This window comes from Fibrobacter sp. (assembly GCF_017545445.1).
Lineage (GTDB): Bacteria > Fibrobacterota > Fibrobacteria > Fibrobacterales > Fibrobacteraceae > Fibrobacter.
Genome location: NZ_JAFWOM010000120.1, coordinates 37,496 through 52,163, shown reverse-complemented (window position 1 = coordinate 52,163; position 14,668 = coordinate 37,496). Strand labels below are relative to the sequence as shown.

Genomic DNA, 14,668 nt, shown 5'->3' with positions numbered 1-14,668 from the left:
TCCATGCAAGAATTTGTTTCAGCGGTTATCGAGTGAGGGTCACACCCGTTCCCATCCCGAACACGGAAGTTAAGCCTCAGATCGCCGATGGTACCTGGCCCTCGGGTCCGGGAGAGTAGGTCGCCGCTGGATTCACGCCCCGCTTGCCGTAAACGGCGAGCGGGGCTTTTTCGTTTTTGCCGTCATCCGCCCGCGTTGTCATCACCGCGCAGGCGGGGATCTCCTTGCACGGTCTCCATTGCAGATACGGTTCCCCTCGCAGAAGTGTCACTCATTACAGATACGTTCCCGCCCGCGATTGTCATCCCGGCCCCCGTGCCGGGACCGGCTTACACGATACCCCATTGCAGATACGGTTCCCCTCGCGGAACCGTTACTCATTACAGATACAGTTCCTATTGCAGATACGATCTCCCTTGCGTTCCTAACCCCTAAAACCTATAACCTATATTTTACCAGCCTTTTTGTATATTACTATGCATGAATGTTTTGTTCAAATACTTAATCATACTGCTTGCATTTTGCAGTGGATTTGCTTTTGGTATTTCTTATCCGGTATCGTATGGTACGTCATCTAGCGATACTGTTTATGTTAATGATTGGTGGAATAACGCTGGCGAAAAAGGAAACTCTATTGTTGTAGAGCGAGGTTGCCGTTATAGTTCGTTCAAACAAGATTCTATAGTGGATAAGAATCTTCCAAGAGACTCTTTGCTTGCGAGGGTGTATGGGAATAATCCTAGCCCGGATAGTGCGGCTCTTTACGAAGCTTGGGGAAACGAGTGTGAAAAATCGGTAAAAGGAGGTTTATCTGAGGGACTTTTTTATATTCCTGTGACCGTCACTTTTGCTGCTATAGGTACTTATTTGACTTTTTTCCATGATTATGACTATTTGGGGACTGCTATTTTAGGGCGTACTTATAGCATTATGTCCTTAATCAGTGTTCCAATTTTTATTGATGCAGCAATTCATGTTTTTTCACGTTCTTCCAAACAACATGATCTTGGCAAATTCTACAAGAATGAATCGGAGCGGTTTAAGTTCCGTGTTTCTCCGACAATAAACTTTAGTGAACCCGGTGGCGGACTCTTTTTGCAATTAGGCTTTTAGTTTTTCTCCACTCGTAACTTATTACATTACGCTCTAGATTTTGGTCTTTTATCTCTAACTCATTATTACTTTATATCTTTTTTTGCATCTAAAATACTTGTTTTGCGGGCTGTTTTTTGCGTTTTTTTCGCTGTGGATTTTTTATACATAATTTTTTTTAAAAAAGAATAAATTTTTTAATTTTTTTATTTATTTTTACAATAAAAAGATGTATTTTTTTAGAACGGGTGTGGAAAATCTTAAAGGTGAGTGTAGTATGAGACACCTGTATTTAGCTTTTTGTGTTTTGGGCGCTTTTGCGTCGTCGGCTTTTGCTGATTTGACTGTTCACGTGCAGTCTCCTTTTGGTGCAACTGCAGCTGCTGAAATTGTTCCTCATGTGGTCTTAAATTCTGCTTCTCCTGAAGTGGGGGCGACATCTTCTACTGTTATGAAGGCAGAAGGTGAAAATTGGTATTCCATTACATGGAAAAATTCCTTGGCGGAATTCAAGGCTTCGGATGTTTTTACGGTCAAGGGCTGCCCGGCAACTGCTACAGATGCTACGACTTGCGTTGATTTTGGCGATGGCATTACTTATAATGTCCGCGATTTCTTTGACGGCAGTTCCGAAGCATGGATTTATACGGATGCAACTGCTGAGACGTTCGCGAAGTCTTTTGCTGCTCCGGGTTCAAAGATTGTCTGGTTCAAGAGTCCGTGGGGCAATAAAGCTCTTCCGCAGATGATTTTTGAACAAGATACTATCTTGATGCATTTTACTGAAGACGCTGATAAGTGTGGGTGGTTCTATGGTGCGCTGACTCCGGCGATGCTAGAAGGTAAAGTGCTCCAAACAGCCTATTTTACTCGTTACATGGCTCCTTGGATGGCTGTTCCTGCGGACAGAATGCAGATTATCGACTTGAGCAGTTATATATCGAAGAAAGATACTGTCTATATCGATGGTACTGTAGCGACTCCTACGATTGGTAATAAGGCTGGGGAACCTGATGCGAACATGTGTTTTGACAAGAGCCGCACTTTGCATGTTTACAATCCATGGCGCAACAACAGCGTCTATAAAGACCGTACGGTTTATTTGAACATTGACGGTGTTTGGCTGGATTCAACGAAGGGACTTTCTTTTGACGCGGGTTACAAGTTCTGGCTTTCCGTGACGTTCCCGGATTCTGTAGTTTCTTCTGCGGCGTGGAAATCTGCCGATGCCAGGGTGCAAATTACGCGTAGTTTCAAGGAACGCGGTGACACGGTCCATTATTTTAGTAAGGACAAACGTCCGATAGCTAGCGACTTGTTCCCGTCAGGCGTTTACGAAACGTGGTTCTTTGCAAGTTCTACGATGGAAGAAATAGATCTTTCTTACGTTCCGCTTGAACGCAAGGTTGTGCGTTTCTTGAGTCCGTGGAAGAATACGCCGACGTCGTTTATTGTTGATGCCAATAACGATGTCGTGAGGATGTCCACCTTCTCGAAAGATACTTGCGGCTGGTTCGAAGGTACTTATTACAAGCATGCTGCGGATTGGAAAGTTTATTTCAAGCAGAGCTTTGGACTTGAAAAGTACGATAAGAGTGGTGTCGTTCGCGAGGGCGAAGAGGTGGACTTGCTCATCGATCTTGATTCTTTGATGAATGCTCATGATACGGTTTATGTCTATCCGTCCGACAAAAACAAGAACTATAGCCGTCCGGATGTTTCTGCAATTTATCCGGTGGGGCGTCTTGGTGTATGCCCGAGCATGAAAATCTCTGCGATGCTTTTGGACTGGGCTGGCGAAAGCCATCATGACAGTATTGATGTTGACTTCGGGCGTGTCCATAGCGGTAACGATTATACGACTGTTAATTTTGGTGGGCGGACTTATAGGTCTTGCCAATCTGGAACGGTGACGGGAATGGTGCAAGATACGCTTGTGAACGGGGTTCCGGCTCGTGTGGATTCTACGAAGTTCCCGTGGGACAAGTGCGCTGCAGCCCATGAAATCGAGAAGTGGTTTAAGCCTGAAATTCAAATGATTACAACTGCAGGTGATACTCTTACGAACTCGCTTTGTAAGGATATCGAGCTTCAGCTGGATAACGATGGTTTCTGGTATGCGGATTATACGAACGAGTCCAATGATTGCAATGATCCGGTCAGTCCTGGATTCTTCCCGCTTGATGATTTCAAGTATCTCGATACTAAGGGACCTACGGGTACAATTCCCAATCCGAAGTTCGACTGGGATGTTCCGGGGTGGACGGCTGCCAAAGGAAATGACACTTGCAGGCATAACTACAGCTACGCGATGGCTGTTTCTGCAAGTTTCAAGTACGTAAAAGGCCAGTACTTTGAATTCCGCGGCGATGATGACGTGTGGGTCTATATCAATAACAGACTCGTCGTGGATATCGGTGGCGTCCATGAAAAGGTGGAAGGTGCCGTGAACCTCGATACGATTGGCCAGAACAATCCGAAGCTTGCTTTGATTGAAGGCCGTGAATACCCGTTCCATATTTTCTATGCGGAACGTAATGCGACGGGTTCGAACTTCAAGATGCGTACGTCCATCAACTTGCAGAAGCAGAATACTTATATTGCGACGGTTGATGATTCCAAGCAGAATGATATCAAGGGTATCTTGAAGCTTCAGATGGACTCCAAGGCTATCAGCTGCGATCCGCGTGTCAAGGGCGAAGTGGAAATTACGGATGCTCCTTCCATGTTCTATTTGGATGGCGGCAATTTCTCCGATTCGCCTGAATTGAAGGTGGGTATCAATTTCGGTGGTATCACTATCAATGAAGATCGTTCTAGTTTTGTCATCAATATTGACGAAATTGTCAAGCAACGCTCTTTGAGCCCTGGGCATTACACGTTGTATTATTTCCTCGAAAACGGCATGGGCTTGTATGATTCCTTCGAATTTACGGTTCCTGAATATCCGAAACCGGAAATTGCGTTTGTCGATGTATTCAATCCGGCTACTGACGGTTCTTTAAAGACGTTTGATCCGACGAACAAGACGATTCGCGGCGAAACGATTATTCCGGGAGTCAACGATACGTTGATGACGCATGTGCGTTACCCTGAAATGGTTTATTTGGAAATTGTGGTGACTTATGCGGGCGAAATTTGCACGGACTGCAATGTCTTCTTGGATTTGAGGCCGTCCGATGCTCGTTTGACGTTCTATAACGAAATGGACCAGCAAGTCAATACGGTCCAGACGGACGAAACGGGGCGTGCCCGATTCTACGTGGTTGGCGAAGGTGCTATTAAGGGCGCGTCGTTTGCGGTCGTGGGCATTAGCGGTGTCAAAAACCAGCTTACGTGGGACAAGATTAGCTTCAAGGATCCGGCTGTGCCGCTTGCTAAAACTGGCACCATTTATGACCGCAACGGTGACGGCGTTCCTGATAGTATCTATGTTCCGTTCGAATACAATGCTTTTGTCGAACACGACTTGGATACGATTGCTTGGAGCTTTGGCAGTATAGATTGGCATGTGTTCAGTTCGTTGGAAGATATTGCGACGATGCTGAAAAACGATTCAACGGTTGTCATTACGGCTGACAGTCTTTTGGATTCCGTGCTAACGGGTGCGACGAAGGCTATTGTCGAAGGGAATTTCCGTTATCACTACATTTATTTGGACGAAGCGAGCGGATCGACTCAGGAATCTGATATGCTGTTTACGAAGATTCAGGAAAAGATCGGGGCTATCATGCTCGACAAGCCGATGCTCAAGATTGTTTCGGAGAATTTGGTCAAGGTGACAATTGAGCTTTCGGAAACCTGCAATGCGACTAACTTGCAGTCTATTCGTTTCATTGAATTGAAGGACAAGAACGACAATCTTGTTGATCCGTCACTTTACAGGTTGGAATCTATCAATCCGTCGGGCGAGAGTGAGTACTATGAATTGCTCTTTAGAAAGAGTCCGGAATACATTGCTCCTGAAGTTGGTTTCAAGATACGTTTGCTTCCGGGGGTGTTGCCGGATTTGAATGGCAATACGCCGCATGAAAACAACCCGTGGCGTCGAATCGAAGGCGAACAGCCCTTGGAGACGGAACGTCCGAATGTCGTGACGATTAGGCCAGGCATGTTTGATGATAATCCATGGATTGGCGGCGATAATGACGTTGCTCCTATCCGCGTCGATGAAGACCTCACTCTCAAGGAAATCATCGAAGAAAAGGGCTTGCCGGGTGTGTTGGTCAAGTTCCAGCTTAATGACTACGCGACGACACAGCTTTACGCTGCCGGTAATCCTAAACCGGGTACTCCTGAATACAATGAAATCTTGAGCAAGGTCAAGGTGAAGTGGGATATTGAATTCTTCACGAGCCTTGGTCATTATGTGAACTGGATTAGAAGTAGCGAGTTTGCTTGTAACGATACATCGATTTACAAAACGGACTGCATTCGCGATGCTGGCAACATGTTCTTTGAATGGAATGCGTTGAGCGAAGAAGGCCGTACAGTAGGGACGGGCGTGTATATCGCGAAATTCAAGTTCAGGATATTCTCGGAATCGGAAGTCATGGCGAAGGGCGAAGAAACGTTCACGTTCGGTATTCGCCGTGACGAAACTTACGAAACCGTAACGAAGAAGATAAAGTAAAAATATTAGTGTATAGACTTTTGGCCTGCCCGATGGGCAGGTCTTTTTGCTTTTTTTTTCATTATGATATTTTAATTTTTACCACTTGAATATATCTTTAAGTTAAAAGTGTGGGGCAAAAAGAGGGTACTGAATGAAACTCTGTTGTTTGGGTTTTCTTTTTCCGTTGTTGGTTGCTGTTTCTGCTTGGGCGGATTTGACAATCCACCTCCAGTCGCCGTTTCGTGACGATGCGACTGCATCGGGCTATACTCCGCATATTGTGGGCGGTGTGACGGATTACAATCCGGGTTTCGGTGCTATGTCCAAGACGATGATGACAAGCGAAGGCGATGACTGGTACGTTTATACTTGGACGGGCAGGAGCATTGCGGATTTTCAGGATTGGCAGGATTTTGAGTTCAAGGCTTGCCCCAATACTGACGACAACAACTACAATTTCAACAATTGCGTTTCGTGGACGCAGGGCGGAAAGACGCGGATTACGTCGTTCTTCGGTACGGAAACGGAAATTTGGCTTTATACGGACACGAAGGACAAGTCGTACAAAAAGTCGTTCATGGCTCCGGGTTCAAAGATTGTGTGGTTCAAGAGCCCGTGGGGCAACAAGGTGCTTCCGCAGATGATTTTTGGCGCGGATTCCGTGCTGATGCGTTTTAATCAGGGCGACAAGAGCAAGTGCGGTTGGTTCTATGGAGCGGTTACGCCTGCGATGGTGCAGTCCAATCCGCTTTTGACTGCTTATTTTGTGCGTTACCAAGCGCCGTGGTATGCCGTGCCTGCGGACAAGGATTCGTTGGTGGATTTCTCGAGTATCTTCAATACGCAGGATACGCTTTTTGTGGATGGAACGGTTGATAATCCTGCGGTTTCCACTGATATCGGGACTCCGGGCGAATGCTTTGATGCGACCCGCCGCCTGCATGTTTACCATCCGTGGCGTACAAATTCGACTTACCGTGACAGCACGTTCTATATCAAGATTGATAACAACATTTTGAACGAGCCGACGGGACTCAGTGCCGAAGGCGAATACCAGTATTGGCGGCACATCGATTTTGCGGATTCTACCGTGGGTTCTGCCCAGTGGAATTCTGCAATGACGTATGTGCAGATTACACGCGGCAAGAACGACTGGCCTCCGCGTAACTATTTCTCTGAACGCTCCCGCCCGCATGCGAGCGACTTGTTCCCGACTGGCGTTTACGAAGCGTGGCTCTATACATCGACTTCGCTGGGGACGTTCGATATCGTGTTCTATCCGCCGGAACCGAAGGTGGTGCGTTTGAAGAGCCCGTGGGAAAACATGTCGCCTTCTATGGTGGTGGAATCGACTGGCGATATCATCAAGATGGGCCCATTGACGGATACGTGCGGCTGGTACACCGGAACGGTCTATAAGCATACGGATGACTGGAAGGTTTATTTTAAGCAAAGCTTTGGCATGGAACGCTACGGTGGCAAGGGAACGGTCGATGAATACGGTACGCTTGATTCCTTGATTTCGTTGGATTCCTTGATATCTTCTCACGATACGGTGTGGGTTTATCCGAACCCGAAAAACAGCTATTATCCGAACGACACGACGGAGTATCCGGGCATTCTCGGTATTTGCCCCTCGCTTAAGATTTCGGCACTTGTCGTGGACTGGGCGGGCGAAAGCTATCACGACAGCATTGACGTTGATTTTGGCAACATTGTCTATGGCAACCCTTATACGTCGATGTATGGACTTAACCAGAACGGAAAAATGGATTCTCTGAAACAGTGTTCGGGGCGTGTCGAAGGCATGGTGCAGGATACGCTTGTGAACGGAGTCCCTGCCCGCAAGGATTCTTCGGAATATCCGTGGTACTTGTGTACTGCGGCTCATGAAATCGAGAAGTGGTTTATTCCGCAGGTGGTGGCGACTGATGCTGCTGGCCGCGAGTACAAGAATGGTGTCTGCCGTGATATCAGCTTGTCCTTGGACGATGAAGGTTTCTGGCAGGCAGACTTTACGAATGAATTGAGCGATTGCAATGATTCTATCAATCCGGGATTCTATCCGATTGACGATTTCAAGTATCTGGATTCTGCGGGAACGATTCCGAACCCGAAGTTTGACTGGAACATAAGCGGCTGCCGCCACAACTATAGCTTTGCCATGAAGGTTTCGGCTCAGTTCAAGTACGTGAAGGGGCAGTATTTCGAGTTCCGTGGAGACGATGACGTGTGGGTGTATATCAACAACCGTCTTGTCGTGGATATCGGCGGATGCCACAATCCTGAGGAAGGTGCCGTGAACTTGGATACCATTGGGCAGAACGATCCTTCGTTAAAGCTTATTGAAGGCCGCGAGTATCCGTTCCACATTTTCTTCTCGGAACGCAATGCGACGGGTTCGAATTTCAAGATGCGCACGTCCATCAACTTGCAGACGCAAAAGACATATTACCCGGTGGAAGAGGTGACGACTGACGGAACGATCAAGTTCTCCATTTTGCAGCTCTTGATGGATGAATCCATCAGTTGCGATGTTTCCAGCACGTCGAAGATTGACACGATGCCCGCGCAGTCTTTGTTTGTGCTGTTTGGCGATGACGAGCGTATTCCGCCGGAAGGCTTGGAACTTATGCCGGGGACGATTGCTGGAATCCACATTGACGAAAACATGGCGGGCTTTGTAATTGATACGGTGGCGATTGTGCGTAACCGCTCTTTGGCGCCGGGGTCCTACATGTTGCAGTTTGTGCTGGCTAGCGACATAACGCAGTCTAGCGAGGTCTATTTCACGGTGCCGGCTTACCCGCTCCCGGACATTGCGTTTATTGACGTGTTTAACAGAACAGATTCTGTTAAGGTGCTAGATCCGACGGGCATTAGCTTGCGCGGACTCCCGTTTGACGGCAGTGCAAACGATACGCTCCTTACGCATGTGGCGTACCCTGATACGGTGCCTTTGCAGGTGGGCGTGTTCTACATAGCGAGCCTATGCAAGGACTGTTTTGCGGTCCTTGATTTGAAAACTTCGTTCCCGCTCTCGTTCTTGGATGAAAAAAAGCAACGTGTGAATAAGTTAATTACGGATTCTACGGGAACGGCTAAATTCTATGTTGTCGGAGACTCGTCGGCGGTAAACGCAAGCTTTGTGATTTCTGGAGGCTCGGTATCGAACTCGATTTCGTGGGGAAATATCCACTTCAAGGAGCCGCCTGTGCCGTTTGCAAATTCGGGCGAAGCCTTTGACCGCAATGGCGATGGCGTGCTTGACAGTATTGCGGTTGTATTCAACAAGCCGTTTGACGAAACGATTCCGGATACGGTGGCATGGAGTTTTGGCAGCGATGACTGGCATACGATTGCTTCTGTTGAAACTGTTTCGCAGTTGGTGGATAATGGACAGAATTTATCGATTAGCGCAGATAGCTTGTTGGATAAAGTATTTACAGGCGGTGCAAAGGAGCTTTATCAGGGGTCGTTCAGGTATCATTACACCTATATGGACAAGCAAACCGCCCAAATGACGGAACTCAGTTTGGATGGGCTTGCGATTGAAGACCGCATAGGTGCAATCCTTGTCGATAAGCCTATTGTGAAACCGGTTTCTGATAATGTAAATAAGCTTACGGTGTATATCAGCGAAGCGACTCAGGTGGGTCTGTTGAATGGCGTGCAGTTCCTTGAATTCAAGGACAAGGCGGGCGAACTTGTGAATCCGTCTCTTTTGTCAGTTGCTTCTGTGACGCCGACGAAGAACAGTAATTATTACGATGTGTTGTTCCGTAAGAATGAAAATACGGTTTTGCCGGATGTGGGCTTTTATGTGCGCCTTGTGCCGGGTGTGTTGCCGGATTTGAACGGGAATGTGCCGCATGAGAATAACCCGTGGCTCCGTATTGAAGGCGAGCAACGTGTGGATTTGGAAACTCCGGGTGTTGTAGCGGTTGATCCTGCGAAGTGGACTCCGGAAATGTGGCCTTATAAGGACGATGTTGCTCCTGTCCGCGTCGATGTTTCGAAGAAGATTGAAGACATCATTGCTGAAAAGGGACTCCCCGGCGAACTGATTAAGTTTGACTTGAGCGAAGTTGGGAAGTCGTTGCTCTTGAATACGACGGAAAGCAGGGAAGTTGCTCTTTCGAAGGTGCAAATCAAGTGGGAAGTGGATTACTTCTCTAGCCTTGGGCAATTTGTCAATTCGCTGAAGGGCGTCGTTGCATGTAATGACAAGGATGTGTTCGGCACGGACTGCGTGGAAAATCCGGGCAACGTGTTCTTGATGTGGGATGCTCACACGAATAAGGGCCGTTGGGTTGGAACTGGCGTGTATATCGCGAAACTCAAGTTCAAGATTATTTCGGACAAGGACGTTGTCGGTAAGGATGAAGAGACGTTTACTTTGGGAGTTCGTCGCAACGAAAAACAGTAAACATTCTATCAACAATTTATTTTTGCAAGTTTTTAAAGCTAAGTTGTTGAGTGAAGGATAGTTATGAATAGATTCTGCTTTTTTATGCAGAATCTATTTACATTTTTTGTGTAAAGAAATTCCCTAATTACTGACTACTAACCACTATCCACTGATTACTGACCACTGTTTACTGACCACTGTTTACTAACCACTAACCACTAACTACTGACCACTGGCCACTAAAAATCTATCTTTGTGCCGTGATTCAAATTCAGAACGTTTCCAAGTCTTTTGGCATGCAGGTCCTTTTGGATGGTGCGAGCATGCTTGTGGCTGACCATGAGCGCGTCGGCCTTGTTGGTCGCAACGGTTGCGGTAAATCGACCCTTTTCAAGATGATTCTCGGGCAGGAATGCATTGATGGCGGTAACATCGACATCCCGAAGGGCTATACGATTGGCTATTTGCAGCAGCACATCAACTTTACGCATGCGACGGTGCATGAAGAAGCGTGCAGCGTGCTCAAGGTGAATGAGGACGGCTGGCTCGAAGAGCACAAGGTCGAGGCGATTTTGTTCGGTCTCGGTTTTGACGAAGAATCGATGCACAAGAGCCCGATGCTTTTGTCGGGCGGTTTCCAGATCCGCTTGAATTTGGCAAAGGTCTTGGCGAGCGAGCCGGACATGCTTTTGCTGGACGAACCGACGAACTATTTGGACATTGTCTCCATGCGTTGGCTCAGCCGTTTTTTGCGCACGTGGAAGGGCGAAGTGCTTTTGATTACGCATGACCACCACTTTATGGACGAGGTCTGCACGCATACGGTAGGTATTCACCGCCACAAGATGCGCAAGGTCAAGGGGACGGTCGAAAAGCTCCGCGAAACGATTGCCGAAGAAGAAGAAGTGGCGATGCGCACTCAGGAAAACGAGCAGCGCAAAAAGGAACAGCTCGAACGAGTCATTGAACGTTTCCGCTACAAAGCCGCGAAGGCTGCCATGGTGCAGTCGAAAATCAAGGCGGCTGCAAAGCTTGCGACGGGTGAACGCCTCACGCACGAGCGCAATTTGGATTTTAGTTTTAAGGAAGCGGAATTCCCGGGCAAGCGCATGCTCCAGATTCATGGGCTGCATTTTGCATACAAGAACGAAGACGGTTACGGTCCGGAGTTGATTACCGATTTGGAAATGGAAGTGTTCAAGGGAGACCGCATCGCGATTATCGGTCCGAACGGTCGCGGTAAAACGACGCTCTTGAACTTGATTGCAAAAGAATTCGAGCCGACTCAAGGTACAATCAATTACAACCCGAACCTCAAGATAAATTATTTTGGACAGACAAACATCAATCGCCTGAATCTCGACAATACGGTCGAAGAAGAAATTGCAACGGCGATTGCGGATGTCTCGCAGAAGAGTCGCGCCCGCAGCCTTGCAGGCCTCATGATGTTCAGCGGCGATAACGCGATGAAGAAGGTCAAGGTGCTTTCGGGTGGCGAACGCAGCCGCGTGCTGCTCGGCAAGATTTTGGCGAACGAAAGCAACATGCTTTTGCTTGATGAACCGACGAACCACCTTGACATGGAAAGCATCGAGAGTTTGATTGACGCTCTGGAAGATTACGAAGGTACGGCTCTTGTCGTGACGCATGACGAAGAACTTTTGCATGCTTTTGCGAACCGCTTGATTGTATTTGATGGCGGCAAGTGCCGCGTGTTCGAAGGCAGCTACGCTGACTTCCTTGAAAAGGTCGGTTGGGCTTCGGAAAAGAAACCGGGTGGTGCGAACTCTGCGAACATCAAGGTCTCGAATATCGATGTGACGGACGATAAGCCTGTCAGTTCTACACCGCGAACAAAGGAAGACCGCAGGGCGCGTGCTGACTACATCGCTGAACGCAGCAAGGTCATCAAACCGCTTGAAAAAGAAGTTGCACGCCTCGAAGCGGAAATTGCAAAGGCCGAAGCCATCGGCGGCGAACTCGAAGCGAAACTCGTTACCGCCTCGGAATCGGGCGATGGCAACGCCATTACCGCCATCGCGAAAGATATGGATGATAACAAAAAGCTGACTGAAGAACTTTACGCCGCTTGGGAAAAGGCAAGTGCCGAACTCGAAGCCGCGAAAGACAAGTACAAGTTAGATTAGTTGGTGGTTATTAGTCAGTAGTCGTTAGTCATTAGTTATGAAGGGAGATGCCCGATCAAGTCGGGCATGACAGGTGCGTGGTCTTAGGCGTGTCATCCTGAGCGAAGCCGAAGGATCTAGTTAAGTTTATTGTTTGCAATCGTAGGAGGGGCTGCGTCATGGCGGACAGATGGCGGATCGAGTCGGGTATGACGCTGTCATGACTGTCGTGATGTTAGCCTTTTATGTCATTGCACAAGTGCATGACTTGTTTGCCTCGGATATAGAAACATGCTTGCATGTTTCTGCATCGCTTGGCTTCTTCATCATTGCGAGGACCCGTAAGGGGACGCGGCAATCTAGTTAAGTTTGTTGTTTGCAATTGTAAGAGGGCGACTGCGGCGGACATGACAGAACTTTTTATTTGATGTATCTATATTTTCCTTAAATTTATATATATTGAGTACAAATGCTGTATTAAGGAGTATGGATAAAACGCCTGTTTTATTTGTAAATAGACGATTAAAAAGGAGGAGCAAAATGAAATTTGAAAAAATGATGGCTGTGTTAGGATGCTTTCTTTGTGTTGCTTGTTCGGACAGCGGAAAGTCAAATCCGTCAAGCAGTGTGGTGAACGATGCGGATAAATCCAATATAGTGTATTCCTACGTGAAGGTGAAAAATTATAATAGCGGGCCTTATGCTGTTGATACGTTTACGATTGCGTCGAGATATTTCAATTGCGATATTCAAGACTCAAATTTTGAATGTCAGTATATTGATTTTTGTCATGAAAAGCGCAATGAAAAATTTCCTGTCGATGCGGATACGGTTCGTTTGAACTATGGTGAAAATCGGGTATCGAATTTTTCGTTCGAAGTTGAAGTTCCTAAAATTGATATGGTCGCATTGCGAAAATTTTTTGCAGAGCTTCGTTTGCCTCCATGTGCTGTGTTGAAGGATTCCGTCTTTTCGAATTACTCGTTCGAGGCGAAAGGCTTGCCTGAAAACATATCTTTGATGAGTGAAAAAATTGAAGGCTTTGATTGGATTTCAAAACATGCAATGGATTCGATAAACGCTTCGTCGGAGAATAGCGTGGCTTTAATTCGTGCGGATAGATGCTCGGTGGAGCGGTTTCCGCCTGATTCTATAAAGTTGTTTGCAAAATGTGAAGCGAGAAGTTCATGTAAAATGCCGGTTGTATATACTGCATCTGTGAAAGAGAATACACCTAAGGTATGTTATACAAAGATTGATAAAAAAACAGGAATCGAAGAAGATGTTGGAACAGTCGATGGTTACTTGAAAATGACCAAAGATGTTTTGATGAGTGGGTACTATACTCTTGTGAACACTCGAACAGAACCGTTCGTTTCTGATACAACGGTCAATTGGACGTTGATTTACGTTGATCAATATGGTCGCAGGGATTCTCTAGCGATGACGACCGTATTCAAAAAATAATCTATTCCGCTCTTTTACGCGGCGCGAGCGTCATGCCGTTGCTGCGGTAGTATTGAATGTCGGTGAGCACTTGGCCAACCCAATAGTGCTTTTGCGGGTCTTTGCGCCAGTTTTCGAACTTGTTGCGGTGTTCGGCGTCGGGGTAGAATTGTGCGACAGCGTCGGCGAGCGTGGGCGATGTAGTGAGAACTGTTTTTAGACGGTGGGCGCCGATAGCAATTTGTTCTAATCCCTTGCCTGAATCGAGAGCGAGCAAACCGGACGTGTTGTTTTTGCCTTGGTAGTTCATCTGGAAATCCGAGGTGTGGCGGATGATGGACATGAGAACGGCAGGGTCTGTGCGTTCGCGGAGGCATGCTTCGATGACCGGGAGGTTGCAAAGGTGTTCGTTATCCCAGGGCTTTCCGGTGTAGGTGATTTTTAGAATGTGGTCCGTATCGTTGGATTCGATGACGGATTCGTAACGGGGGCCGAGGTCGCGCTGTAGCGCTTTTATCAGACGGATGCCGCGATTTTTGAATTGTTTGTAGCCTACCATCTTTATCTGTAACGTGCCCTTGATGGATTCGAGAATCGGCGTTGTGGGGTGCGTGACGATGAGGTTGTAATTGCTTAGAATTGTAGGGAGAATGTAGGCTAGTTCCGGAGCGGCACTGTCGAGATTGCAGTTCATGTCGATGATGAGCTCGCCTTGGTCGCAAAGTTTTTGAATCGCGGATGTCGTGTATTGCTGGTATTGACTTTGTTCGTCGATGGGGGCGGGTTTTTCTTCGGCGGGGTGTATCGCGTATGCTATCGCGATGGCTGCGATTCCGAGAACCCATGCGATGAGAATGAGCTTGACTTTAAGGCTTCTCCAGAGGATGCGAATGACTGCACGACCTTTTTGGGTCATGCAGATGCCGATAAACCATACTATCGCAAGTGCCGTCCAGAGAAGAATTAAATTCATTGCGA

The 14,668-nt window shown here is 47.3% G+C and carries 7 protein-coding genes and 1 rRNA gene; 7 read left to right on the top strand and 1 reads right to left on the bottom strand.

The window, feature by feature from the left end; translation table 11 throughout:
* The first annotated feature begins 17 nt into the window (after window positions 1–17).
* The 7 genes from rrf to IKG78_RS13370 all read left to right on the top strand — a co-directional run bounded on the left by rrf (window position 18) and on the right by IKG78_RS13370 (window position 13,711).
* Window positions 18–132 (top strand): 5S ribosomal RNA (rrf, locus tag IKG78_RS13400).
* A 348-nt stretch (window positions 133–480) separates the two neighbouring features.
* Entirely contained in the window at window positions 481–1,113 is a 633-nt protein-coding gene (locus IKG78_RS13395) for a hypothetical protein (RefSeq protein ID WP_290944333.1), read from the top strand.
* Window positions 1,114–1,369: 256 nt separating this feature from the next.
* Window positions 1,370–5,725, top strand: coding sequence for a fibro-slime domain-containing protein (locus IKG78_RS13390; protein ID WP_290944331.1), 4,356 nt, complete (start codon window positions 1,370–1,372; stop codon window positions 5,723–5,725).
* A 133-nt stretch (window positions 5,726–5,858) separates the two neighbouring features.
* The gene (locus IKG78_RS13385) at window positions 5,859–10,136 is read left to right on the top strand and encodes a fibro-slime domain-containing protein (protein WP_290944329.1); all 4,278 of its coding nucleotides are present in this window, start codon (window positions 5,859–5,861) and stop codon (window positions 10,134–10,136) included.
* Window positions 10,137–10,378: 242 nt separating this feature from the next.
* Window positions 10,379–12,265 (top strand): ABC-F family ATP-binding cassette domain-containing protein, encoded by a 1,887-nt coding sequence (locus tag IKG78_RS13380; protein ID WP_290944326.1) that lies wholly within the window; start codon window positions 10,379–10,381, stop codon window positions 12,263–12,265.
* A gap of 169 nt (window positions 12,266–12,434) precedes the next feature.
* Window positions 12,435–12,611: a hypothetical protein gene (locus tag IKG78_RS13375; protein WP_290944324.1), complete on the top strand. Its 177-nt coding sequence runs from the start codon at window positions 12,435–12,437 to the stop codon at window positions 12,609–12,611.
* A 173-nt stretch (window positions 12,612–12,784) separates the two neighbouring features.
* The gene (locus IKG78_RS13370; protein ID WP_290944321.1) at window positions 12,785–13,711 is read left to right on the top strand and encodes a hypothetical protein; all 927 of its coding nucleotides are present in this window, start codon (window positions 12,785–12,787) and stop codon (window positions 13,709–13,711) included.
* Between the two features lies 1 nt (window position 13,712).
* On the opposite strand, the gene IKG78_RS13365 is transcribed toward IKG78_RS13370, so the two are convergent.
* On the bottom strand, window positions 13,713–14,663 hold the full coding sequence (locus IKG78_RS13365) for a hypothetical protein (RefSeq protein ID WP_290944319.1): 951 nt from the start codon (window positions 14,661–14,663) through the stop codon (window positions 13,713–13,715).
* Window positions 14,664–14,668 lie beyond the last annotated feature (5 nt).

What these genes read in the sequence shown, in the direction of transcription:
- IKG78_RS13395 (WP_290944333.1), top strand. Translation starts at nt 481, where the DNA reads ATGAATGTTTTGTTCAAATACTTAATCATACTGCTTGCATTTTGCAGT.
- IKG78_RS13390 (WP_290944331.1), top strand. Translation starts at nt 1,370, where the DNA reads ATGAGACACCTGTATTTAGCTTTTTGTGTTTTGGGCGCTTTTGCGTCG.
- IKG78_RS13385 (WP_290944329.1), top strand. Translation starts at nt 5,859, where the DNA reads ATGAAACTCTGTTGTTTGGGTTTTCTTTTTCCGTTGTTGGTTGCTGTT.
- IKG78_RS13375 (WP_290944324.1), top strand. Translation starts at nt 12,435, where the DNA reads ATGGCGGATCGAGTCGGGTATGACGCTGTCATGACTGTCGTGATGTTA.
- IKG78_RS13370 (WP_290944321.1), top strand. Translation starts at nt 12,785, where the DNA reads ATGAAATTTGAAAAAATGATGGCTGTGTTAGGATGCTTTCTTTGTGTT.
- IKG78_RS13365 (WP_290944319.1), bottom strand. Translation starts at nt 14,663, where the DNA reads ATGAATTTAATTCTTCTCTGGACGGCACTTGCGATAGTATGGTTTATC.